A 22,382-nucleotide genomic window follows, 5' to 3' on the forward strand; every position below is an offset into this window, starting at 1 on the left:
TGCCTTAATCGGGCACGTCCGGATCTGTGGGAACCGCGGGTGAGCAATCGCCCGCGGTCACCCGGCCGTGGGCGCCACAGCGCATGGCTTCCACCAGGCTGGTTCCCCCTCCGACGAAGGGATCCAGGACCACCGCGCCGTCCAGCGGCACCTCACCCAGGAAGGTGTCCCAAAAGCGGTTCGCTTCATCAGCATCAAGCGAAAGGCCGGTCAAGATTGACCGGAACTGAGAACCGAGGCGTCGGGCGAACCAGCGGTGAACCCGATAGAGCGGGTTCGTGCATTGACCTTCCCGCATGGCAAGTTCAGCGATGTCGGCAATCGGAAGTGCGCCCGACTCAAACAGGGTCGTGTCTGGGAAACCGTGAAAGTGAGAGCGCGCGACGCCCCTTTGAACGACCCGGCGCTTCTGGGATGCGGATTGCACGAGCGTCATGATCCGCCTCCCTTCGCCGCTGGCAGGCTTTCCGTGCGGAGCATGATCAAGTCCTGGTCAAGGCCGTGTCGCAGCACATCGAGCCCTCCGGATACCGCGACCAGGTGGTCTGCGGATATTGGGCTGAGACGGAACGGGAACAGGCTCGTGGAATCGAGGACCGTTCTCAGAGCCACCGAACCGTTGGGATGAGCGTGCAAGAAGGCCTCGGCCAACCAGGCGATAAGCTCCACCTGAGCTATGGCGAGTGAAAGCCCGGGCACGTATGTGCCGCCTTTGCGTCGAGCGTCATGCGTCTGGGCGTCTCTCAACACTTTCCAGTCGACCATGGAACGCAGGACCCGTCGCACGGCATCCTTCACGGTCGGTCTCTGACCGTATTGTTCCATGATGCGCCTGCGTACCTGGGCATGGCTTGCGGTTCCCTGGAGCCTGAGCAGTCGCCCCACATGGGCCGCTACGGCCCCCCAGAACGGATAAACCGCCATGGCCATGCCCCAGTGGACCGCGATATGGTCCTCACGCGGCAGGTGTGAGAGAAGCTTGAGGCCTTCCCGCTGAAGGGGATGGAGGTCGCGCGGGGGGCGGACCCAGATCTTCATCAGGATGGTGATCACCTTCTCCCGATTGCCGCGTTTGGCATTCCCGCCGACAGACAGCTTGTCTTCGAGCAGCTCTTGGAGGGCGTTGTAGATGGACGCCTCGTCGTTTCCGGCAAGCACCAGGTTGGCCGTTCTCTCCAGCCATTCAAGACGGACCCGCTGGCTGAAACCGATCTGGGTCAGGCGACTGTTCATGGCGCACCTCCCTGTGCGCCATCCTTACGGGCGGCCTTCGGCCGTGCAAATCGGCTGTCCTGCCGATTTGTCATCGGTCCCTCCTATCGATCTGGACAAAAGGGACGAGCAGTTCCTCGACACTAATGCCTCCATGACCGACGAGGGTTTCACCCGCCCGCACGAAAGCAGCCCGGGGTGGCGCGATGAGGGCGAGGTAGTCCTCTGGGAGGCCCACCGACGGCCACTCCAAGGACTCCGGGAATCGCTCCTTGATTTGAGCCCTGAGCCTGGGATCGGAGTAGACACGCACGCGCTCGCCGCGCAGGTCCGCGACCGCCCCCTCGGCAGGCCGCCCTACACCTCTCGCCTCGATATTGCCGTGGTCCGAGGCAAGGTAGACCTGGAAACCTTGGGTCTGGAGCAGGCCAAGAAGGTCCCGCATGAATCCCTGCCTGGCCCATTGCCGAACCTGGTTGTGCATCCCCGCTGCACCCAGCTCCATGCCGTGCATGATCCGGTCGACCTTGTCGATGACCAGTCCGACCACGCGTAGCCTGGGCCGGGAGAGGAGCTCGGAGACCTCGTCCAGGTCCCCGTCGCCCAGGTTACCGTTCACGGGCTTGCCACTGGAAGTGGTTGAGGTTCCGGCAGGGGCAGGCGGAAGGTGACCTCGCCCTCTGCCATGCCCTGGGCGCAGATGGTCCGCAGGGTCTGATAGACGCCGATCTTGAGGCGCTTGCAGGTTTCGACCAGCGACAGGATCATGGGTCGGAAGCAGTCACCGCGATGCGACTGGCTGAAGAAACTGGTCTTGCGCCAGATGACATAGGGGCGTAGGGCACGCTCTGCCGTGTTGTTGGTCATCGGTACCCCGGGATGGTCCAGGAAGGTCCAGAACCTGGGAAAATCGTCCAACAACTTGCGGCAGCTGCGACCGGTTTTGTTGTCGCCATGTCTTTGGGCGGCCTGTTCCAGTTCGCGCCGGAAGAGGGCTTTGAGGCGTTCCAATCGCCTTCGGTAGCGGTCGGATGGGTAATGGCTCTGTTGCCAGAGCTTGCCGTAGTGAACCGTCAGGCGGGCGGCCCGGAGCAGGCGTTCGCCATCTTCGCCGGCCTGTCCCTTGCGCCCGGCGATCCGTTCCAGGTTGCGGATGAGATGCGCCCAGCAGTATTGGTGTGAGTCCTGGGGATGGTCGTTGTAGGCCCCGTGGCGGTCGGTCACCAGGATTCCCTGGAAATCCCCCAACAGCTCACCGGCCGCACCCTTGCCGCGGGAATAATGGGTCAGGAAATACGCCATCTGATCGGTCGTCAGCGCCCACAGCCAATAGATGCTGCGGCCCCGGTAGTGGCGGGTCTCGTCGGCATGGGCGATCAGCGCTTTTCTGACCGCTTCGCCAATCTGGTTGTAGACCGGACCCAGCCACGCCTGCAGCGGGATCTGGCTCTGGCTGATCGCCCCCAGGCTGAATCTCAGACCCCATTGTTCTTCCAGCAGCGCTTCGACTTCCCGCAGCGACAGGTGATAGCGCCCCGTCATCAAGCCAATCCACGCCACCAGCCCAGGTCCCATCTGGCCGCGGGGCACCTCATCCGGTAGCCGCCCCTGGTGCTTCTGACCACAACACCCACAGCGGCCTTCATACACCCGGTGTTCGACCACCCGGTAACGAATCTCGGGCAGGTCGAACACCTGATGGGGACGGAATCCCCGCACCGCCACCGACCCACCGCACTCGCAGCGGCCATGGGGAAAGTAATGCCGGACCTCGTCCACTGCTTCTGCCGGAACCAGAGCCCGCTCGTGCCCGGGATGTCCCACCTGCGCCCCTTTCTTGCGTCCCGTCGGTCGCTTGCCCTTGCGCTCGGCGCGCTTCTTCGGGCTGTCCTGGGAAGGTGGTTGGGAGGAATTGTCGGACCCCAAGGCCAACTGTTCCTCCAGTTCTTCCACCCGCGCCTGGATCTGCTGAAATTCTCCCAGCGCCCGCCAAAGCGCTTCGATCACCCGGTGGCATTCCTCCACCGTCTCGGGCAAGGGAGGTGGGCGGCTCAGGTCCAGATCAAGTCTTTCCATGGCCCGCATTCTCCTGAATCTTCAGGCACTTGGCAAGACCGGCCGGGTGACCGCGGGCGATTGCTCACCCGCGGTTCCCACAGATCCGGACGTGCCCGATTAAGGCATCCGGCTCCTCGGACTATGGCGTCGCTACGCAACGGGCAATTCCGTGAACCACGCGCGGTGGGGGGAGTGGGTATCGTTTGTACAGCCGCCCAAAATGGTCCCGGTTCATCCGTTCCCGGTTGCGGCGGGACAACCATTTGTACCAGCGCCGTCTGACCTCGTACAGGAAGCGGGCCAGCGATTGGCTGTTGCCGACGATCCCATAGTAGGCATAATGCCCCTTGAGTTTGCGGCTCAGGGCCGCTTGTTGGTCTGCAACCGGCCAGTGGCGGTGCATCCGGCACCAGTGGTTGATCGCCTGCAGGGAGCGGCTGAGCCGGGCTTGGGCGGTCTTGCGTTTGACGACCCAACGCCCTTTCCCTGAGCGTCCCCAGTAGTGGGTGAATCCCAGGTATTGGAAGCTCTGGCCTTTCCGTCCGGGTTTTCTGAAGTCGAGCAGGCGGGTTTTGTCCGGGTGCAGGCGCAGGCCGTATTTGGCCAGGCGCTTGCCCAGAACGGCCAATACCCGCCGGGCGTCTTCTTCCCGTTCGAACACCAGGACCGCATCGTCGGCGAACCGGACTTCGAAGGCGCTGCCTTGCAGTCGCGGTTTGACCGTCTGCTCGAACCACAGGTCGAGCACGTGATGCAGGTAGAGGTTGGCCAGCAGTGGGGAGATCACCCCACCTTGCGGTGTCCCTTGTTCGGGGTAGTGAAGCTGTCCGCCTTCCATGACACCGGCATTCAGCCATTTACCGATCACGCGGCAGATCACGCCGTCGCGCACCCTCTGCCCCAGAAAGTTCCGCAGCCGGTCCCGGTCCACATCGTCGAAGAAGTTTTGGATGTCCAGGTCGATGACCCAGCCACCGCCCATGGCCATCAGCCCGCCCCATAGCCTCTCCAGGGCCTGGTGGGCACTGCGTCCGGGCCGGAACCCGTAGGCGCAGTCGAGAAAGTCCTGCTCGAAGATGGGTTCCAGCGCCATCAGCACCGCCCGTTGCAGCACCTTGTCTTCCAGCGTGGGAATGCCGATCGGGCGGGTCTTTCCCGTTCCCGGCTTGGGCAGGTGGACGCGCCGTACCGCAGGCGCCCGATACCGGCCGGTCTTGAACCGTTCCAGCAGGCGCGTCAGGTTCTCCTCTAAGTCGGCTGCGTATTGGGATGCAGTCACGCCGTCCACCCCGGCGGCCCCGTCCTTGCGGGTGCGCCGCCAGGCTTCTTCCAGCCACACCACGTCGATGTGGTGGGCAATCGTGGTCAGTTCCAGCTTCGGTTCGATCCGGGCCAGTTCCGCTAGCTTCCGTTGTCGTGTTGAGATGTTCTCCTGGCTCGATGTCCCGGCCATCTGTCCCTCCGAAAGCCCCATCGTCCGACCTGCCGCTTCCCTCCATCGGGTCCCTTGGGGCAGGTTCCCCGACTTCCCAGGTACTATCGGCAGGCTCCGATTGCTCGATCACCTTCCCAGCGCGCTTCGTCGCCTTCGCGCGCCGGTACCCTGCTTCGTGTCCCGTTCGCTCCCATCGGCCGGACACCGCTCCGATGGGCCTGGACCTTTTCTCACACGGCGCCCGCACCGCTCTTCCCGCAGGGAGTGTTCGAGCCCTCCCAGGTTCCTGGGCGACCCTTGCCCTGCATGCCCCGCTCTTCGACCCCGGCGGAGGGGTGATGCCAGGCCAGTACAGCACCACCCCTGTTGCCTTCCGTCCGTTCAACAACGTCGGCTCCGCATTCCGTACTTTCGAGGCTCCATCACGCGGCCTACAGGCCCCCTGTGTACGCTTCGCAGTCGGGATCGCTCCTCGACCACGCAACACTCGGTTCCGGCTGGTGGCCAGCCTTGGCCGGACAGGACTTGCACCTGTCAGGTCGCTCTGAAGGTTTCAGCGATGTCTTTCCTTCTACATAACTTCCTCCTTCTCCAGGCTTGGCCTGGCGCAATGAACGGGTACTCGCCCAGCCCCTTGGCATAAGCCACCTCGTGCTGCGTCAGCCCCTGATCGACCCAGAACTGCGTCCAAAGGCTCGGCTCCTTGTCTGTGGTATGGATACTCGCCGGGAAGTAGATGGGCGGCTTGCCGGCAAAGGCGGCCTGCCGGGAAACCGAGGTGATGGTGGGAATCCAGGCGAAAACGGCGTCCTCACGGAACCGCAGCGTCGCATCCTGCTCTCCGAGTACCTCGCGCAAGGCGATCCATTGGTCCAGGGCGAGGCCGTCCACCACGAGATATGCGATCTTCGTGCGCCGGTCGTCTCCGAGGCTTCGGGCGAGGTACCGCGGGATGTGATGCAGCATCACCGGCGGCGCGGGCGGAAGGTTGATCAGGCTCGCGTAGCGCTTTATCACCCAATCGGTGAGCGCGGAATCGATCCGGGATCTCAAGGCTTCCAGGCGCTCCCGGTATTCTTCCGGCAGGGTGGTGTCCGGCTCCAGCTCCAAGGCGACGAGTTCCGCCCAACGGTAGGCGAAATGAAGCCACTCCCCATGACGTGCCTGCACCGTGGGGATCGTCTTCTCGATGGAATCCAGCAGCCCCTCCATGCGGCGGCGACGGTTCTCCACGGGGGAGACTTTGATGCCGTAAGCCACCCAGGTCTTGGCGAGCGCTTGCGATTGCTCGTGAGGAACCGGCTGGAGCAGGCCCTCGAGGAAAAGGTTGTCGATGTAAATGCGGACATCGTGGTGATCGAAAGGCAAAAGCGCCGGTCCTGGGAATTGATACTCGCCATCCCTGGCTCGTACCCCTTCGGGGCGGCCTTCGGCCGTCCCAATCTGCTGTCCTGCAGATTGGTCGAAGTCGTAGTCCGCCGCGTCCTCGGGAACGGCATCGTCCTTCGGCTTGGCGAGCGAATCCAGGAACACCGGCCAGCGCTCCTGCAGGAACGCAAAGAAGGCTTGCGCGTCCGGAATGATGGCTTCCAGAGGCCAATCCTCAAACAGGCCGTTTTGATGCTCGCCATCCCTGGCTCGCACCCCTTCGGGGCGGCCTGCGGGCGTCCAAATCGGCTGTCCTGCCGATTTGTGACGAAGAATCTTGATGAAATGCTCATCGAGGATGGCCGGAATTCGTTGTCCGCGGTAATGGCGGCGCAGCAAGACCCGGAGCAGGTCCGATGGCTGCTTGATGAGTTCCGGCGCGATCTCGAACACATGACGAAGGACGAAATCCTTCGTAGCATTGTCGCCGAGCTGCCCCGGCGCGTGTTTCAATTGCGCATCGTACAAGGCGTCGAGATCAGCCCGGTCGAGCGCCGCGACCACGGGATAACTGAGATTTGGGAAGAGATCGCCCAGGTTGAACGAGAGCTTACGGCCTGCCTGCAGCAGATCAAAGGGCAAGGCATTGAGATTGTGTGAGGCCGATCTCAGCACCACCACCAGATCGGTTTTCTCGCCACGGTCCCAGCGGGAGCGGAACTTGGATTCGTAGGCATAGCGAAAGGCGACATGATCCTCGAACGGGATCAGCTCAAAGCCCCGTTCTCGGATCCCTTCGAGGACACCTTCTTCAAGGAGCAGGCCATCCGGATCCGCGACCAGGGTAAGCCGGGCGACCTGGGGTGTGAACTCACTCAGGATTTGGTCACACCAACTACCCATGGGCGCCTCCCTCCACGCGGACGAGAAGCAGGGGCGCCATTTCCGGCAAGATCTGTGCCCAGCGCTCGAGTTGTTCGTGGAAGCGTTCTTCCTCCTGCTCCAAGAGTCTAAGGCGATGGTTACGGACCTGGGGCAGTCCGATGCGCTCGATGGCTCTGCGTCGCGCAGCGAAGGCGTACTCGCCCTTTTCGCGCTCCCGAGCAAGGCGCTCCCGGTGAGCGACTACCTGCTCGTCGTAGATCGTCTTCCCCTGTTGTTCCGCCGCCTCCTGCAGTCGCTCGAAGGCTTGATGCGAGGTCTCGACGTCCAAATGCCGGAGGATCGTGGGCTTCGTGACCAGCAGTTGATCCCAGATGTGCCGAGCAGTCGGCGCAAACACCCGACCGTCGTCGGCCAGGAACAAAGGCATGATCCGGCGACGATTCCAGCCTGTCTGCCAGCCAGGCAGGTCGGCGGTCGAGATCGAGATTCGCCAGAGCGACCAGAAACCCATGATCTCTGGGGCAAGGCCAGGAAGCGTGATGACCGGGACCGGTTGTCCCGGGGCAAAGGGAGGAAGGCGCATGGCCAGCCCACGCACCTTGGGATCTTCCAGCGTCACGTGGCGGCTCAGAGGCTTCTCTTCAGCCTCCTTGCTGCTGAAAACGACATTGGTCAGTCGCTCGCCGTTGGGCCAAGTGAGATCCCAGGCGCCGTTCTTTCTCTCAGCCTTGCCGCCGTGAGCCTGCAGGTAGCTTACCGTCATGCGCTCCACCCAATGCGGGAGCGGGTGGGCCAGCAGCCGCTGGGCCTCGCGAGGGTCCAGGTCCGAGGTCTCGCCGAGCACGGAAGCGCTCTGCCGGGACTCCCGGGCCTGCTCCTGGATGCTTTTCAGTACCTCGTCGACCTTCGTTTCCACCACATCGGGATTGAGGATGGCTTCCACATACAGATCATCGAAGATCTGGCCCGCCTGGGCAGAGTCGAGCACGTCACCGGTCTTGTCGATGCCGAACTCTTCGAAAATGACCGCCAGTTTCTCCTCCAGGACCTCGCGGACACGGTGTTCGACCGAGTCCTCAAACACGAAGTTGATGGCGCGCACCGTGTGGGTCTGGCCGATGCGGTCCACCCGGCCGATGCGTTGTTCCAGGCGCATCGGGTTCCAGGGGATGTCGTAGTTGATGACCACATGGCAGAACTGGAGGTTGAGACCCTCACCACCGGCGTCCGTCGAGATGAGGATGCGGGCACCCTTGGCGAATGCGTCCTGGACCTGCTTGCGCTCTTCGAGTCCAGGGGGCTTTTGTCTTAGCGTCCGCTCCGCGCAAGCACCGGTCACGGCAACTCCGGCAATCCGAGTTCTCTCAGAAACGCGTTGTGGCGGGCCTGCGCCTCTTTTTCCTTGCTGGTCAAGTCCACGAGTTCCGCGTGCACCTGTTGCAAGTCCACTTCCGGTTCAGGCTTGACAGTACTCACGTAACGGGTGATGTTGAGGTTGAAGTCGTTTTCCTCGATCTCCTCCATGCTCACGCAGCGGGAGGCGAATATGGAGCCGTTATCCAGCTCCTCACTGACCTCCCTGCGGTACTGGTAGGTATCTATGATCTTGTTGATGTGCTCAGGCAACAGGGTATTCTGGCGTTTGCCCGGGACATATAGTTCGGCAGCGTTGATGAAGAGCACGTCATCGGTGCGTTTGCACTTTTTTAGCACCAGGATGCAGACCGGAATGCCCGTGGAATAGAACAGCTTGGCCGGCAGGCCGATGACGGTGTCGATATTGCCATCTTTGAGCAGCTTGGTGCGTATCTTTTTCTCGGCGCCCCCCCGGAACAGAACGCCGTGCGGCAGGATGATCGCCATGGTGCCGTCCTTGGCGAGGAAATGGAAACCGTGCAACAAAAAAGCGAAGTCCGCCGCGGACTTGGGCGCTAGCCCGTAGTCCTTGAAGCGGAAGTCCTTGGCCATCTCCTCAGAGGGGTTCCACTTGTAGCTGAACGGCGGGTTGGCCACCACGGCATCGAACTCGATCTTTTTGGCCGGGTTCGGCTCGCGCAGAATATCCCAGTCATTTTCCAGGGTGTCGCCGTGATGGATTTCAAACTCGGTATCGCGCACGCCGTGCAGCAGCATGTTCATCCGAGCCAGGTTGTAGGTGGTGATGTTCTTCTCCTGTCCGTAGAGCTTGCCAACGCCGTGCTTGCCCATGTGCCGCCGGACATTTAGTAGCAGCGAGCCAGAGCCGCAGGCGAAGTCATAGAGCCGGTTCAGCTTGTCCCGCTTGCCGGTGGCAGGCTCCTGGCTGTCGAGGGTCACGATACCTGAGAGGATGCTGGAGATCTGCTGCGGGGTGTAGAACTCGCCTGCCTTCTTGCCGCTGCCGGCGGCGAACTGTCCGATCAGGTATTCATAGGCATCGCCCAGCAGGTCGCGCTCGCTGGGAAATTCCGCCAGGCCCTCGGCAATCTTCTGGATGATGGTGCACAGGCGGTCATTGCGTTGTTTGTAGTTCTTGCCGAGCTTTTCGGAGTCGAGGTTGATCTCGGAAAACAGTCCATGAAAGCTGCTGGAGAAGGATTCGTTCTCGATGAACTTGAATCCGCGCTGCAGGGTATGCAGCAGCTCATCGTTCTGCGTGCGTGCAAGCTCCGCGATGGAGCTCCAGAGGAATTCGGGTTTGATGACATAGTGCACCTTGCGGCGCATGACTTTTTCGAATTCCTCGATGTCTTCGGGGTTCTGTTCGTACCATACCGCCAACGGCGAACGGCGGTCATCCGCTGGCAGTTCGGGCCAGTCGGCGCCCAGCTCAGCCTTGGCGGCCTCCTCGTAGTTGTCCGAGAGATAACGCAGGAACAGGAACGAAAGCATATAGTCGCGGAAATCGTCCGCGTTCATGGAGCCGCGCAGCTCATCGGCGATGGCCCAGAGCGTCTTGCCCAGTTGTATTTGGTCTTGTTTTGTCATGCAGTTGCCTCCTCTGCTTCAACCGCCGGAAACAGCTCGGGGTTGAAGCGGTAATCATTCATAAAATTGCGCAGTATCTTGCGGAAGATCCGTTTATTCTCAGGCATCATCTCTACCGGCTCGAAAAGCGAATAGCCCCCATGGCTCAGAAGCTGGACATAGCGGAAGTGCAGCGTGCCATCCTCGTCATCGGGATCGCGCTTGATGATATCCCCCACATGGTTGAAGCCATGGAAAGTGGCGGCTTTTTCCATGATGCTACGCAGGATGGTGAAGTGGTAGGTATAGAGTTTTTCTTTTTCCGTCTCCGCCGCCTCGTGTAGCTCTTTGAGCATGGCGACGTGGTAGAAGCGAGGTGTGTCTTTTGTGTCGCGCAGGTGATAGCCCTCTTCGTCATGGTTCAGAAAGTAACGCTGCGCCTTTTTCATTTCGTTGCACAGTACGTTGAAGAACAGCGTGTGGTGGGAGGAGATGACCGCCTTCAGCTGCTCCTGCTCCTTGAGCATCTGCGCCAGATGGGCGGCTACCGCGATGGCATTGTTCTCGTCGAGTGAGGAAATCGGATCGTCGATATAGAGGTATTTTACCCAGTCATAGGCCTCCTGGCCGTCGACGGCGAGCTGGGCAATGGCCAGGAAGAAGCACCAGATAAAGATGTTTTCCTCGCCTCGCGAAATCTTGATCGGCACGGGCACGTCATTGCCGTCTGAATCCTTCTCGGTCTCGCGCCAGAACATCACCGTGCCCGCGTCATAGTCGATCTGGAACTGGACATCGCAATAGCGGTGCAGCAGCGGGCGGATACGGTTTTCCATCTCCAGCTCGGCGAGGCCGTCGAAGAAGGCGGAAGCCATATTCATTCGCAGGACACGCTCGCGGTCGTTGTCCCAGCTGAACAGGTCTTCGGTGAAGGCGTTGAAATAGAGCGTGTCGCGCGTCGTGGTCTGGCCATCCTTATCGTAGGACTTGCCCTCTTCCTTGAAGGCCATCGACAGGCGCGTCTTGCCGGTGCCGTTGTGGGCGAAGATGAGCGTGACCTTCTTGGCCCTGTCCTCGATCTGCTGGCGCAGATAGCCCGCGAGGGCGTTAAGGTTGGCAAAGGTCTGAACGCTATTTCCTTGTGCCATGGCTCAACCGACCTCCTGCGGAAAGAGCTGCTGCATCAAGCCCTTCTTGTGCTGCTTGAGGGCTTCGATCTTCTCGGCCTGCGCCCGGATCAGATCGTCGAGCGACGTGAGGCAATCGGCGATCTTTTGTTGTTCGGTAAAGGTTGGGGTTGGAACCTCAAATGACCGCAACGTCGCTGCTGAAATCTCCTTAAAGCCCGCGCCGGCGCCCAAATCGTTTAGCCGAGCGTTCGCCCGCAAGAGGCTGAAATAGAGGAATTCGTGGGACACGCCGTTCTTCGGAACGATCCCTTTGCAACCCTGATTTGTGGCCATTTCGACCGTGTTGATCGTGACGTATCCGATAGGCGCGCGGCTTGAGATGATTACGGAGTTGACCGGCAGGAGTTCGGTCGATGAGTTACGCAGGCCCTCCGCCGAAATCGAGCGCGCTGTCTTTTCCGTATGGTAGTGCTCAGCGTCGTTGCCCATTTCCGCCGGCGTAATCCAAGGGATTTCGCCGTTCCAGTAGGCGGATACAGACGTCTTTGGCGTACCGCCTTGGGCAATTCTCTCAGAAAGGTCTTCGATGGTTCGCACCTCCCACGGCCCCGCATTGCGGAATTCGGGGAAGCGGAGGCGGGGGGTGGTTTCGCCTTCGCGGGGGAAGAGGCGTTGCATCAGGCCGCGCTTGTGGTCCTTCAGCGCCCCCAGCCGCGCCTCCTCGGCGCGAGTAAGATCGTCGAGCGAGCCGAGGCAATCGGCGAGCTTTTGTTGTTCGGTAAAGGTTGGGGTTGGAACCTCAAATGACCGCAACGTCGCTGCTGAAATCTCCTTAAAGCCCGCGCCGGCGCCCAAAACGTTTAGCCGAGCGTTCGCCCGCAAGAGGCTGAAATAGAGGAATTCGTGGGACACGCCGTTCTTCGGAACGATCCCTTTGCAGCCCTGATTTGTGGCCATTTCGACCGTGTTGATCGTGACGTATCCGATAGGCGCGCGGCTTGAGATGATTACGGAGTTGACCGGCAGGAGTTCGGTCGATGAGTTACGCAGGCCCTCCGCCGAAATCGAGCGCGCTGTCTTTTCCGTATGGTGGTGCTCAGCGTCGTTGCCCATTTCCGCCGGCGTAATCCAAGGGATTTCGCCGTTCCAGTAGGCGGATACAGACGTCTTTGGCGTACCGCCTTGGGCAATTCTCTCGGAAAGGTCTTCGATGGTTCGCACCTCCCACGGCCCCGCATCACGGAATTCGGGGAAGCGCAGTCGGGGCACGGCGGGCTTTTTCTTCTCAAGCATCTTCATACACCTCCAGTCCAGAGAGCTCACCCCCTTCGGCCTTGCGGCGCAAGAGCGGGATCAGGTCTTCCATTAGTGCCAGCTCAGCGCGAGCGCGAGCCTTCCAGCCCAGACCCTTGGGCCGGAACAGTTCGGTCAGCGCATCCGGGTCGAAGATGTAGCGATCCAGGATGTGATCGACAAAGTCCTGTAACGCCTCGACGGGGAGCTCGTGCTTCTCGGCAATGCGAGCCAGCTCCTCGGCCTGGCGCCGGGCCTTGAACTGTTCGTAGCCTTTGCGGACCTCTTCTTCGCTCAGGCCCTCGCCCTCCTTGAGGGTGGCGATGTAAGCTTCCAGATCTTCGCGTTCGTCCATCAGCCGGGCGCTGGAGGCAAGCAGCCCCATGAGCTGCTCGCGGGTCATCTTCTGCTTCTTGGGCGGCTGGCCGCTAAAGCGGGCGATGAGCTTCATGATGTAGTCGTAATCGATCAGCGCCGAGTCGAACAGCACGAACTCGAAATCGAGCTGCTGGATGGGGTCGTCGGGGTCGTCCTTTCGCGTTTTACCCTCTTCCTGCAGGCGCTTGGCGGTCTCCAGGTACTGGGCCGAGAAGGTGCGCAGGTCGTCGCTGGGCATCAGCGTCTCGATCTTTGCTTTTTGCTCTTCGTCCAGGTCGGTGTACTGGCCCAGCTGGGTGGTGAGCCGGCGCACTTCCTTGAAGCGTTCGATAAAGCCGGCGCGGGCCTCGTCGCCCTTGAGGTTGGCCACCTCTTCGGGGCGGGCGTCCAGGCCTTGGGCGGCCATGAATTCCTTGAGCTTTTGCGTGGCTTCTTCGAGCTTTTCGATCACCTTGGGCGCGGGATCCACCAGCCAGACCTCCTTGGCCCGATCAGGCGCCTCGCCCGAGAAGAGCGCGATGGCTTCGTCCACTGCATTTTTCTGTGCGCGGAAGTCGAGGATGTTGCCATAGGGCTTGGAGTCATTGAGTACCCGGTTGGTGCGCGAGAAGGCCTGGATCAGGCCGTGATACTTCAGGTTCTTGTCCACATAGAGGGTATTGAGATATTGCGAATCGAAGCCGGTGAGCAGCATGTCCACCACGATGGTGATGTCGATCTTCTTCTTGCGCGGCAGGTCGCTGTTGGGGTATTTCTGGTCCTTGATGCGCTGCTGCACATCTTGGTAGTAGCTGTCGAAATTGGCCAGATCGTGGTTGGTTCCATAGCGCGCGTTGTAGTTGGCGATGATCTCCTTGAGCGCCGCTTTCTTACGATTAGGATCGACCTTGTTGTCTTCCAGCTCCTGCGGCAGGTCCTCCTGCAGCTGGGCGACGTCACGGTTGCCTTCTGCGGGGGGCGAGAAGACGCAGGCGATATTCAAGGGGATGAAATTCTCGTCCGCCTCGGCCCGCTCGTTCTGGATCTCTTGAAACAGATGGAAGTATTCGATGGCGTCGTCGATGGAAGCGGTGGCGAAGAGCGCGTTGAACTTGCGCTCGTTGGTGGCGGCGTCGTGCTTCTCCAGAATCGCCTCGACCACGGCCCGCTTGGCGAGGACTTCGCCCGGCTTGACGGGGGCGCCCTTTGGCTTGAAGTAGTCCACATGAAAACGCAGCACGTTGCCGTCGTCGATGGCGTGGGTGATGGTGTAGGCGTGCAGCTGCTTGTCGAAGATGTCCTTAGTGGTGGCCAGACGTGCCTCATCGCCTTCGATGCGCCGATAGGTGGCGTTCTGCTCAAAGATGGGCGTGCCGGTGAAGCCGAAGAGCTGGGCCCTGGGGAAGAACTCGCGGATGGCCTTGTGGTTGTCACCGAACTGGGAGCGGTGGCACTCGTCGAAAATGAACACGATGCGCTTGTCGCACAAGGGTTTCAGCCGCTGGCGGTATTGTTTGCGATGATTGGCATCGAGCGCCAGGCCCAGCTTCTGGATGGTGGTGACGATGACCTTGTCCTTGTAGTCGTCCGAGAGCAGCCGCTGCACGAGGGTTTCAGTGTTGGTGTTCTCCTCCACGCACCCCGACTGGAAGCGGTTGAATTCCTCCCGGGTCTGCTTGTCGAGATCCTTGCGGTCGACCACGAACAGGCATTTCTCGATGTCGGCGTTGTCCTTGAGCAGGGTAGAGGCCTTGAAGGAGGTCAGCGTCTTGCCACTGCCGGTGGTGTGCCAGATGTAGCCGTTGCCCCGGTTCTCGTGGATGCTGTCAACGATGGCCTTGACGGCATAGATCTGGTAAGGGCGCATCATCATGAGCTTGCGCTCATTCTGGATGAGCACCATGTAGCGGCTGAGCATCTCGGCCAGGGTGCACTTGGCGAGGAAGGCATCCGCAAAGGCGTCGAGGTGGGTGATTTTCTTGTTGTCGGGCGCAGCCCAGCGGTAAATCGGCAGGAAGCGTTCCTCCACATTGAAAGCGAAGTGCTCGTTATTGTTGTTGGCAAAGTACCAGGTTTGGCTGCGGTTGCTGACGATGAACAACTGCATGAAGCAGAGCAGGCTGTTGGTGTAGCCGTTGCCGGGGTCGTTGCGGTAGTCGATGATCTGCTGCATCCCCTTGCGCGGCGAGACCTGGAGCGATTTCAGTTCGATCTGCACCAACGGCAGGCCGTTGATGAGCAGGATGACGTCGTAGCGATGATGGCTGCTTTTGGTATTGATGCGCAGCTGGTTGACGACCTCGAAGGTGTTCTTGCACCAGTCCTTGAGGTTGACAAGCTGGTAGTGCAGGGGGGTGCCGTCCTCACGCTCGAAGGTATTGCGGTTTCTCAGGCGCTCAGCGTTTGCGAAGACATCGGGCGTCACGATCTCGTCCAGCAGGCGCTGGAACTCGCTATCGGTCAGCGTCACCCGGTTGAGCGATTCGAACTTCTCGCGAAAATTGCGCTCCAGCGCCTCGCGGTCGCGGATGTCGGGGCAGTAGGTGTATTTGAGCGCCTTCAGCTTCTCTATGAGTTGGGTTTCTATTTCTTGTTCTTTCAACACATTCATGCTCATGCTGTCCTCAGTTCATTCACTGCTAGCGCCTCGTCGGAAATATTCTTGCGACCTGGCGGATAAAAGGCTTGAATCGGTACAGTTTCCACCTGGAAAAGGAGGTCGTCGGCCGGGTCTCCGCCCAGGTCCTCGATGCCGGGCTGGTAAAGACAGAGCGCGTCGCGCAGCTCCCCGTTCATGTGGCCGTAGAACTTGGCGAACGGTGTGAGGTACTCGCGGATCTTGACCTGCTGCTCGCCGGTCTTCTTGAGCAGGCGCTCGGCGACGACGAACTTCACGTCCTTGCGGGCGATGAGGATCTGCTCGAAGCGGTCCTTGACCCGGCGGATGCTGTCGGCCACGAAGGCGAAACGGGGGCTGTCGAAGATGGCCTCCAAGCTGGGGGATCACAAGACCGGTCAGCTTCTCTGCCATCTCGTCGGAGATGACATAGGTGCTGACCAACTGGCGGGCAGCAGCGGCCTCATCGGCATCCCGTAGCTGGACTACGGACTCGATGGGCTCGAACTGGATCAGGTCTTTGTATCTCATTGCACATGCCCCCTTGCAGCTTCGCTTCTTGTTTCCTTCATGTCGTCACCGAGGGACTCACCACCAGAAAATCGCGAATCGGGTAGCGGCGGTATTCGGGGTGGTCCGGGACGGCGTAGGTCATGTGACCATCCACGATGGATCCGTTCCAGGCGGCCACGACCGTCTTGTTCCGGGACAATCCCTGAAGCAGACGCAAAGGATCCTGCTTCAGGTGAACATCGAAAAGGATCTCGATGTTGTCGAGCAAAACCAGCTCGCCTGTGGCTTCACCCACGATTTCGCCCAAGAGCCGCGGTAGCTGCAGAGCCCGCCCCCGTCCGGTCAGGTCCAGCATCCGGCGAGACAGCTCGAGGTTGACGTTGATGAGCGGTGCGGAGGTCGAGGCCGACACCTCCTGCAACGCGGACGTCTTCCCGCTTCCCGCCGGGCCCACCATCAGGATCAGGCGGTGATAGAGGGAGCACACCTCGCCGATCTTTCGCAGGACCTGATCCGCCAAGGGCTCCGCCATTACTCGTTTCCTCCGTCTTAGACTCGGGCCTTCCCTGGCCCTCGCCCTTCGGGCGTGCCTTCGGCACGTCCAAATCGGCTGTCCTGCCGATTTGTCGTATCGCCGTGTGTCTCTTCCAACCAGCGGTCGATGGCAACTTTGCGGAAGCGCCAATGGCGGCCAATCTTCTGGCACGGGACTTTGCCTTCCCGAACGAGCTTGTAGAGCGTCGACTTCGGTATCTTCAGGTAGGCAGACAACTCGTCAATGGTCAGGACGGCGCCTGGTTTTTCATCCATCGGAAGCACCTCTCTGGCCGCAAGGCATAGTTCTCGAATTATACCTCATACCAAGCTCGTAGTTTACAGTTGCTGTCAGTTGCTGTCAAGCGATTTTCTCGACGTCGTCCTCAATCCATCCAAATACCGGTCGGCAGATACCGCATGGCATGCCACTGCCGGGCACCGCCGTGGTACAGCCAGGCCGGGAACATGCCTCGTTCAATACCTGCCGGAACGAGAACGCGTTCGTAGAGACAAAGTCCGCCGGGCAGGAAGCCCTTGAGGCGGTCGATGGCCGGGAGGCGGGTCTCGGGATCGTCGAAGGTCAGGAGCTCGCCGTACACGGGGCCCCAGCGGCCGCCCGGGGCGCCGTTCTCCCCGGGGTCGGGGTGTGCGGCGCGTGCGGCGAACTCCGCGGCCAGGCGCGCCTGTGTGGCCACGTCGGCGAGCGGGTCGGCGGTGCCGTGGGCCAGGATGTCCGTCTCGGGCACCTCCAGGACGGGGATACCGGAGGGCATCTCGTATAGGCGGCCGCGAACCACAGCTTCCTGTACATGCAGCGCGCCCCGGCAGAAGCGGTCGTGGTTCCAGTAGCCCCGCTTGAGGGTGCCGTAGACGAAGAGTCTCAGGATGCCTGTTGTGTTCTCCTTCGATGGTTCATTGGGATTCATTGACTGTTCTCTTCGGTTCATTGCCGATTCTGTCATGGTGCTTTCCCCCTTTTTGCCTGAGCGATGAACTCGAGAGACTCCCTCGAGAACTCCATAAGATCCTCGTGCCTGAACACAACCATGCTCATGGCAGGAACAGGCAGCTCCCGCCAGCCGCGCTCGTCGGTCAGGACGGCGTCCAGGAAGGCGGGGTCCGAGGCGTAGAGCACCACCCGGTACCGGCGGTGGGCCCGCAGTTCGAGCGGTTTGTTCCCCTTGAGCACGAGGATGGTTTCGGGATCGAGCCGGGACGCGAGCACCGCCGTTAACTGGCCCCGGCAGAGCTCCAGGCGCGCCCTGAACCTCTCCATATCAATCCGGTCGTCCCGGACGGCGTTGTGGGCCAGGCGGAAAAGCAGTTCGCTGTCCACCTGGGCGAAGCGCCGCAGTTTGAACCGACGGAAAAGGTAGCCAGCGTTGTAGATCGTGCCGTTGTGGGTTCCGATGACGTCGCCGGCCCGGATCGGGTGGTTGTTGCGGTTGATGCGCTCATCCCCTCGGGTGCGCCACCGAGTGTGTCCGAGCAGGATCGTGGTGCGATTGTCGATGCCGGACAATACCTCTTGATATGCCTTGTCCGTAACGAACTGCCCGGCGCGTGCCGGCCGCTTGAAGAGCCGGTGTTCGCCGTCGCGGTTGAGCCAGGCGACACCCGTGGCGTGAGGACCCCTGCATTCACTCATGACCAGCAGCCGCGTGAAGAGCCATGCCAGGTACTCCCGTTCCTCGGCGCGCCGCCGCTTCTTCCCGAAGATGACGCCCGCCAGCCCGCACATCAGCGCCCACCTCCTTCTTCGGCCTCGAAGCCCCGGAACACGCCCTCGGCGTAGTCCCTGGGATGGGTCTCGATCCAGCGGGCGGCATCGGGGAAGCCGAGCTTCTCCGCCAGGTCCGCCACCACCGGCCGGTCCAGCATGTTGGTGAGGCCGCAGCGGCGCACCGCCAGGATGCCCTCCAGCACCGCCGCCGGAACGCGCACCCCGGGCACGTGCCGGCGCGCCGTGCTTTCCTCCTTTGCGGTGTCGTCCGGGAACTCGGCCAGGCCGCCGGCCACGAGGGCGTCGAGGAAGGACGCGGCCTTCTCCTCGATGGTTTCCCCTTTGACCACCAGTTCGATACCGGCCAGCATCTTGGCGTTGCGCAGGACCATGTCGATGTAGTCCTCGCAATCCCGATGGTCGGAAAACAGGGTCGCCCCTTTCATGGCCAGGACCACATCGAGAGGGGACCGGCCGGTGAAAACTTCACCGTCACCATCGAGGGGGCGGCCGTCCAGGGCGGTGTTCTTTATGAGAACCTTCATGACGTACCTCCATCATCCGTCACCGCAGGTTCGTCCCCTGACAAATCCGCAGGACAGCGGATTTGAACCGCCGCAGGCGGGCCCGCAGGGCGAGCCACAGGACGTGGCTTGTAAAACGCCGGAGGCCGGGTTTGATGCTCGCCGTCCATGGCTCGCCCCCTTCGGGCGTGCCTTCGGCACGTCCAATTCGGCTGTCCTGCCGAATTGTGTGGCCCGGCCTCCGTGGGAGATTCCGCCTTGGTGGCGGTTTGTTGTTCGGGTTTGGGTCTTCCTCGCTTGAATGCCGAGTCGCCCGGCAAAGCGGCAAGAAGATGTTTGCGCGCCGTCTTGAACTCGTCGCCGATGAGTCCCAGGTGCAGGAGGAAAACCCTGAAGTCGTATCTGGCGCTCTGCGGGTCGTAGCTGCGTTTGCGGCTGGAAGCGGCCCGACCGTTCAGGGCCTTGGCGGCTACGGCCAGGACCAGCTGAATGTAAGCTCGGACCTTGCCCGCGTGGAGCGTCCCTTCGAACCAGCGGAACTCCACGGTGCCCCGGTACCAGACGTTGTGCAGGTTCACGCCGTAGTAGCGGGTCGAGTCGAAGTGCTGGGGCCGGCGGTTGTGGTAGCCGTACCAGATGCGGTTGAGCTGGTCCTTGGTCCGCGGGCGGCTGCGCTCGATCTTCCTGATGAGCTTGTCGCTCACCGGCTTGCTGTAGTTGCGGAGCCGGTTCTCGTTGACTCCGAGCGCCGTGAGGATGAGCGCCTCCTGCTTGTAGATGATCTTGGCGAGGTTGGCGAGGGTCCGCCCGTCGAAGGGCCGGGCGTCCACGTGGATGTGGATGCCGCACTTCTCGTCCACCTTGACCCCGCAGCGGCGCACCGCCCGGATGACCTCCTGGAGGGTGGGGATGTCCTCGTAGGCGAGGACCGGGCTCACCACCTCGGCCCGCAGGTGGCCGGGTACGTTGATGAGCGAGCCGTCGGCCACCACCTTCCAGACGCGCCCCTGGGTGTCGGTGACCTCCCAGGGGTCGAAGCAGGCCGGGCTGCCCACGTGGCGCACCTCGCCGCCCACCACCGGCTGGATGGCCCGGGCCACCCGTTCGCGCCTGCGCTTGACCGTCTCGATCTCGACTCCGAAACTGATTTCCCGAAGGTCCATCGTCGTCTCCTTGCCTTCTGTAAGCCGTTGCGCCGCAAGGTGTTCCGGCGCGTGTTCACACACATACAGGCTTCTTTCCGAACAGAAAGCAAGGCGATTCCGCCGGTTTCGTCGAAGATAAGTCCTTTGTTTTCAACGTGTTTTGTACATCGGGCCGCAACCGGCGGACAAATCCGCAGGAAAGCGGATTTGGACGGCCGCCAGGCCGCCCCGAAGGGGTGCGAGCCAGGGACGGCGAGCATCAAACTCGGGGTTTGCGCGGTCCCTTGCCCGGGGCGGGTGTTCGGGAGACCTGGGAAAAAGAACAGCCCTCAGGTCCTCTTCCAATCGGTCCCGGTGAACTTCTCCCACTTCCCGCCGCCGGAGAGGTCGGTGTTGAACCACTCGTCGCCCAGGGCCGGGTTGGGGATGGCGGCGTCCCGTTCGGCCTCGGAACCCCTGCCGCGCCGGACGGCGCTCCGGGGGGCGAGTCCCTGGCCCAGGTGGTCGGCGGCCAGCAGGTCCTGCCAGTCGAGGGTCTGGGCCCTGAGGCGCGAGACGAAGGTGCGGTAGGAGGCGTCGTCGCGTCCCGAGCGGTAGAGCAGCAGGGAGCCGTCGGCGTCACGCACGAGGCTGGGCGTGTAGCAGCGCTCGAGGAAGGGCCCGCCGCCGGCGCGGAAGACGGGGTTGAAGGCGGCCTTCGTCCAGTGGATGCGGTCCCAGGACCAGGCGTAGCCGATGCCGGCGTTCCCGGCCGGGCCGCCGGAGTAGAGCATCCACCACCGGCCGTCGGCCAGGCGCTCCACGTGGGCCGCGGAGACGTAGCCGTTGTCGCCCTCCCAGGGCTGGGTGTCGACCAGACCGGAGAGGACGGGGCCGTCGCCGTACAGGCGCCAGTCCAGTGCGTCGTCCGAGCACCCGAGCCCGAGGCTGTCGTTGCCGCCCGTGGTGGCGATGAAAAGGAGCGCGTAGCGCCAGGTGAATGGCCTGCCGGGGATGGACGTGGGCTCCGGGTTGTACCAGAGGAAGGACGGCCCGTAGTGCCCCCGGTTCCAGGCGGGATCGCCGCCCGCGGTGACCAGGTTCCCGGTGCAGGCCGCGTCCTCCGTGAAGGCGGCCGCGTCGGTCTTCGGGTTGCACGCGGCGGTCCTCAGACCGGCCATGTTGTAGGGCTGGTCGGGGACGTCCGGGTCCCAGTAGAGGATGCGCAGGCGGTCCGGGGTCTCGAGAGCGCAGACCACGTGGTAGCCGCTCTCCGCGATGCCGGAGACCTTCTTCTCGTTGTCCCAGGCGAGCCCGTCGTCGGAGAAGGCGCAGCTCATGCCGTCTCCGTCGCCGTAGTAGGCCACGAAGTCCCTGGGTCGGGTCCCGTCGTGGAAGCCGCCGGGTGCGCGGAGCACCCGCACGTAGTAGGCGCGGTCGGCCGAAAGCGGCAGCACGTGCGGGTAGTGGTGCTCGAACAGCACCGGCGGCAGCCCGGGCGGCGGCTCGGCCCCGGAAGGGACCAGCAGGAGCCCGAGGTCCACGGCCCGCACGAGGTCTTCGGTCATGGCCGGTACGGCCACGGTCTTCCCCGGCCCGAGGGTGCCCGCCAGGCCGGGCAGTTCCAGGACGGTGTCCGTGTTGCTCTGGATGGTGATGCTCATGGTCATACTTCCTCTCCGTGTGCTATCCCGGCGTCCATCAGCTTCCGGTTGATCAGCCGCGTCTCCTGTTCCTCGCGCCGGATACGCGCCATGACGTCGGCGAAGGCCCTCGCGCCTTCCTGCGGCAGGCCGAGCGCCTTTTCGATGCGGCGCAGCCGGGCGTCCAGGTTGGCGAGGAGCTCGAGCGCGTGGTCGCGGATCAGCCCCTCCCGCTTCTCACGGGGCGAGGGGATGAACTCGGTCATGTCTCCTTGTCGCCGGACGATCATGCGGCTCCCTCCGTCAGCTCAACGTCGCCCCGAGGGTGTGGATGCGCGGGTAGACCAGGTTGTTGCCGGTCATCTCCGCCTTGTAGCGGACCTTGTTTCCCGTGGGGTCGGAGAAGGTGCGGGTCAGGGTGTACTCGGTCCATTCCTGGTCGATCTCCCGCGTGGACTCAATGGACATCGGCTCCCAGGTGGCGCCGCCGTCGTTGGAGTATTCCCACACGATGCCGGTCCCTTCCGGGATGGAGGAGTACTCGTCCAGGTTGAGGTCGGAGAACTGCACGCCGGTGACGGGCAGGAAGCGGACCTCGCCGGTGGGCTGGAAGTCGTAGCCGTAGATCTTCATGGTGAGGTCGGAGCCGTTGAGGGGCGTCCAGGTCTCGGCGTTGGAGCTCTCCAGCAGCACGCCCGCGGCGTAGGTCTGGCGGGTGATGACGCCGTTCTGGCCCATCTGGCCCAGCGTGGCGATGCGCACGCGGTACTCGGTGCTGTTGGTCAGGAGCACCACCGCGTAGCTGGTGTTGGCCTCGGCGTAGAAGGGGTCGTCGAAGACCACCTTGGTCTCCGCGCCCAGGTTGACCTCGTCGGGCGAGACCACCTTTTCGGCCAGGACCACCTCGTTGGGCAGGCCAGTGGTCACGCCCCGGATCTGGACGGTGACCGGGATGGAAGCGTCCTTGCGGGTGAAGTAGATTCCGATGGCGGAGATCACCCGGTTCTCGGTGGAATG

21 protein-coding genes and 1 pseudogene are annotated in these 22,382 nt (G+C 62.2%); all 22 read right to left on the reverse strand.

All coding sequences use genetic code 11. The features are described 5' to 3' along the window. Positions 1 to 4 precede the first annotated feature (4 nt). The 22 genes and pseudogenes from MCIT9_RS03690 to MCIT9_RS03795 all read right to left on the reverse strand — a co-directional run bounded on the left by MCIT9_RS03690 (position 5) and on the right by MCIT9_RS03795 (position 22,364). Positions 5 to 436, reverse strand: coding sequence for a hypothetical protein (locus MCIT9_RS03690; RefSeq protein ID WP_317706069.1), 432 nt, complete (start codon positions 434 to 436; stop codon positions 5 to 7). Continuing rightward, positions 433 to 1,233, reverse strand: a complete 801-nt coding sequence (locus tag MCIT9_RS03695) for a hypothetical protein (protein WP_317706070.1) — start codon at positions 1,231 to 1,233, stop codon at positions 433 to 435. Before MCIT9_RS03695 ends, MCIT9_RS03690 begins: the two co-directional genes overlap by 4 nt. Before the next feature lie 70 nt (positions 1,234 to 1,303). Continuing rightward, complete coding sequence (locus MCIT9_RS03700; RefSeq protein ID WP_317706071.1) at positions 1,304 to 1,831, reverse strand: PglZ domain-containing protein; 528 nt, start codon at positions 1,829 to 1,831, stop codon at positions 1,304 to 1,306. Further along, complete coding sequence (gene tnpC, locus MCIT9_RS03705) at positions 1,828 to 3,288, reverse strand: IS66 family transposase (protein WP_317704479.1); 1,461 nt, start codon at positions 3,286 to 3,288, stop codon at positions 1,828 to 1,830. The genes MCIT9_RS03700 and tnpC overlap by 4 nt, the downstream gene beginning before the upstream one ends. A gap of 121 nt (positions 3,289 to 3,409) precedes the next feature. Then, positions 3,410 to 4,744, reverse strand: coding sequence for a group II intron reverse transcriptase/maturase (gene ltrA, locus MCIT9_RS03710; protein WP_317706072.1), 1,335 nt, complete (start codon positions 4,742 to 4,744; stop codon positions 3,410 to 3,412). Between the two features lie 495 nt (positions 4,745 to 5,239). Then, positions 5,240 to 6,976: a BREX-3 system phosphatase PglZ gene (gene pglZ / locus MCIT9_RS03715; RefSeq protein ID WP_317706073.1), complete on the reverse strand. Its 1,737-nt coding sequence runs from the start codon at positions 6,974 to 6,976 to the stop codon at positions 5,240 to 5,242. Next, entirely contained in the window at positions 6,969 to 8,297 is a 1,329-nt protein-coding gene (locus MCIT9_RS03720) for a helicase-related protein (RefSeq protein ID WP_317706074.1), read from the reverse strand. The genes pglZ and MCIT9_RS03720 overlap by 8 nt, the downstream gene beginning before the upstream one ends. Beyond that, a complete protein-coding gene (locus MCIT9_RS03725) occupies positions 8,294 to 9,925 on the reverse strand; it encodes a type I restriction-modification system subunit M (RefSeq protein WP_317706075.1) in 1,632 nt (543 codons plus the stop codon). The genes MCIT9_RS03720 and MCIT9_RS03725 overlap by 4 nt, the downstream gene beginning before the upstream one ends. After that, on the reverse strand, positions 9,922 to 11,052 hold the full coding sequence (locus MCIT9_RS03730; protein ID WP_317706076.1) for an AAA family ATPase: 1,131 nt from the start codon (positions 11,050 to 11,052) through the stop codon (positions 9,922 to 9,924). Before MCIT9_RS03730 ends, MCIT9_RS03725 begins: the two co-directional genes overlap by 4 nt. Before the next feature lie 3 nt (positions 11,053 to 11,055). Continuing rightward, on the reverse strand, positions 11,056 to 12,333 hold the full coding sequence (locus MCIT9_RS03735; protein ID WP_317706077.1) for a restriction endonuclease subunit S: 1,278 nt from the start codon (positions 12,331 to 12,333) through the stop codon (positions 11,056 to 11,058). Then, a complete protein-coding gene (locus tag MCIT9_RS03740; protein ID WP_317706078.1) occupies positions 12,320 to 15,295 on the reverse strand; it encodes a type I restriction endonuclease subunit R in 2,976 nt (991 codons plus the stop codon). Before MCIT9_RS03740 ends, MCIT9_RS03735 begins: the two co-directional genes overlap by 14 nt. Positions 15,296 to 15,297: 2 nt before the next feature. Continuing rightward, positions 15,298 to 15,678, reverse strand: coding sequence for a DUF6079 family protein (locus MCIT9_RS03745; protein WP_317706079.1), 381 nt, complete (start codon positions 15,676 to 15,678; stop codon positions 15,298 to 15,300). Between the two features lie 46 nt (positions 15,679 to 15,724). Further along, positions 15,725 to 15,832: pseudogene (locus MCIT9_RS03750) on the reverse strand (hypothetical protein); the annotation flags it as partial. 37 nt (positions 15,833 to 15,869) lie between these two features. After that, the gene (brxF, locus tag MCIT9_RS03755) at positions 15,870 to 16,346 is read right to left on the reverse strand and encodes a BREX-3 system P-loop-containing protein BrxF (protein ID WP_317706080.1); all 477 of its coding nucleotides are present in this window, start codon (positions 16,344 to 16,346) and stop codon (positions 15,870 to 15,872) included. Between the two features lie 17 nt (positions 16,347 to 16,363). Beyond that, complete coding sequence (locus MCIT9_RS03760) at positions 16,364 to 16,624, reverse strand: helix-turn-helix domain-containing protein (protein ID WP_317706081.1); 261 nt, start codon at positions 16,622 to 16,624, stop codon at positions 16,364 to 16,366. Positions 16,625 to 16,734: 110 nt separating this feature from the next. Next, positions 16,735 to 17,313: a gamma-glutamylcyclotransferase family protein gene (locus MCIT9_RS03765; protein ID WP_317706082.1), complete on the reverse strand. Its 579-nt coding sequence runs from the start codon at positions 17,311 to 17,313 to the stop codon at positions 16,735 to 16,737. Continuing rightward, positions 17,310 to 18,092, reverse strand: a complete 783-nt coding sequence (locus tag MCIT9_RS03770; protein WP_317706083.1) for a class II glutamine amidotransferase — start codon at positions 18,090 to 18,092, stop codon at positions 17,310 to 17,312. Before MCIT9_RS03770 ends, MCIT9_RS03765 begins: the two co-directional genes overlap by 4 nt. Continuing rightward, on the reverse strand, positions 18,092 to 18,619 hold the full coding sequence (locus MCIT9_RS03775) for a DUF5049 domain-containing protein (RefSeq protein ID WP_317706084.1): 528 nt from the start codon (positions 18,617 to 18,619) through the stop codon (positions 18,092 to 18,094). The genes MCIT9_RS03770 and MCIT9_RS03775 overlap by 1 nt, the downstream gene beginning before the upstream one ends. Then, positions 18,616 to 19,761 (reverse strand): amidoligase family protein, encoded by a 1,146-nt coding sequence (locus MCIT9_RS03780; RefSeq protein ID WP_317706085.1) that lies wholly within the window; start codon positions 19,759 to 19,761, stop codon positions 18,616 to 18,618. The genes MCIT9_RS03775 and MCIT9_RS03780 overlap by 4 nt, the downstream gene beginning before the upstream one ends. Before the next feature lie 311 nt (positions 19,762 to 20,072). Further along, positions 20,073 to 21,386, reverse strand: coding sequence for a glycoside hydrolase family protein (locus MCIT9_RS03785; protein WP_317706086.1), 1,314 nt, complete (start codon positions 21,384 to 21,386; stop codon positions 20,073 to 20,075). Positions 21,387 to 21,388: 2 nt separating this feature from the next. Further along, positions 21,389 to 21,631 carry a VrlD gene (locus MCIT9_RS03790; protein ID WP_317706087.1) on the reverse strand — a complete coding sequence of 81 codons (243 nt, stop codon included), beginning with the start codon at positions 21,629 to 21,631 and terminating at the stop codon, positions 21,389 to 21,391. A 37-nt stretch (positions 21,632 to 21,668) separates the two neighbouring features. Next, entirely contained in the window at positions 21,669 to 22,364 is a 696-nt protein-coding gene (locus MCIT9_RS03795) for a hypothetical protein (protein WP_317706088.1), read from the reverse strand. Positions 22,365 to 22,382 lie beyond the last annotated feature (18 nt).

This window comes from Methylomarinovum caldicuralii, from assembly GCF_033126985.1.
In the GTDB taxonomy this organism is placed as follows: domain Bacteria; phylum Pseudomonadota; class Gammaproteobacteria; order Methylococcales; family Methylothermaceae; genus Methylohalobius; species Methylohalobius caldicuralii.

Coding starts and splice junctions, on each gene's coding strand:
- pglZ (WP_317706073.1), bottom strand. CDS start 6,976: ATGGGTAGTTGGTGTGACCAAATCCTGAGTGAGTTCACACCCCAGGTC.
- brxF (WP_317706080.1), bottom strand. CDS start 16,346: ATGGCGGAGCCCTTGGCGGATCAGGTCCTGCGAAAGATCGGCGAGGTG.
- MCIT9_RS03760 (WP_317706081.1), bottom strand. CDS start 16,624: ATGGATGAAAAACCAGGCGCCGTCCTGACCATTGACGAGTTGTCTGCC.
- MCIT9_RS03740 (WP_317706078.1), bottom strand. CDS start 15,295: ATGAATGTGTTGAAAGAACAAGAAATAGAAACCCAACTCATAGAGAAG.
- MCIT9_RS03770 (WP_317706083.1), bottom strand. CDS start 18,092: ATGTGCGGGCTGGCGGGCGTCATCTTCGGGAAGAAGCGGCGGCGCGCC.
- MCIT9_RS03785 (WP_317706086.1), bottom strand. CDS start 21,386: ATGAGCATCACCATCCAGAGCAACACGGACACCGTCCTGGAACTGCCC.
- MCIT9_RS03735 (WP_317706077.1), bottom strand. CDS start 12,333: ATGAAGATGCTTGAGAAGAAAAAGCCCGCCGTGCCCCGACTGCGCTTC.
- MCIT9_RS03725 (WP_317706075.1), bottom strand. CDS start 9,925: ATGACAAAACAAGACCAAATACAACTGGGCAAGACGCTCTGGGCCATC.
- MCIT9_RS03775 (WP_317706084.1), bottom strand. CDS start 18,619: ATGAAGGTTCTCATAAAGAACACCGCCCTGGACGGCCGCCCCCTCGAT.
- MCIT9_RS03780 (WP_317706085.1), bottom strand. CDS start 19,761: ATGGACCTTCGGGAAATCAGTTTCGGAGTCGAGATCGAGACGGTCAAG.
- tnpC (WP_317704479.1), bottom strand. CDS start 3,288: ATGGAAAGACTTGATCTGGACCTGAGCCGCCCACCTCCCTTGCCCGAG.
- MCIT9_RS03695 (WP_317706070.1), bottom strand. CDS start 1,233: ATGAACAGTCGCCTGACCCAGATCGGTTTCAGCCAGCGGGTCCGTCTT.
- ltrA (WP_317706072.1), bottom strand. CDS start 4,744: ATGGGGCTTTCGGAGGGACAGATGGCCGGGACATCGAGCCAGGAGAAC.
- MCIT9_RS03730 (WP_317706076.1), bottom strand. CDS start 11,052: ATGGCACAAGGAAATAGCGTTCAGACCTTTGCCAACCTTAACGCCCTC.
- MCIT9_RS03790 (WP_317706087.1), bottom strand. CDS start 21,631: ATGACCGAGTTCATCCCCTCGCCCCGTGAGAAGCGGGAGGGGCTGATC.
- MCIT9_RS03690 (WP_317706069.1), bottom strand. CDS start 436: ATGACGCTCGTGCAATCCGCATCCCAGAAGCGCCGGGTCGTTCAAAGG.
- MCIT9_RS03765 (WP_317706082.1), bottom strand. CDS start 17,313: ATGACAGAATCGGCAATGAACCGAAGAGAACAGTCAATGAATCCCAAT.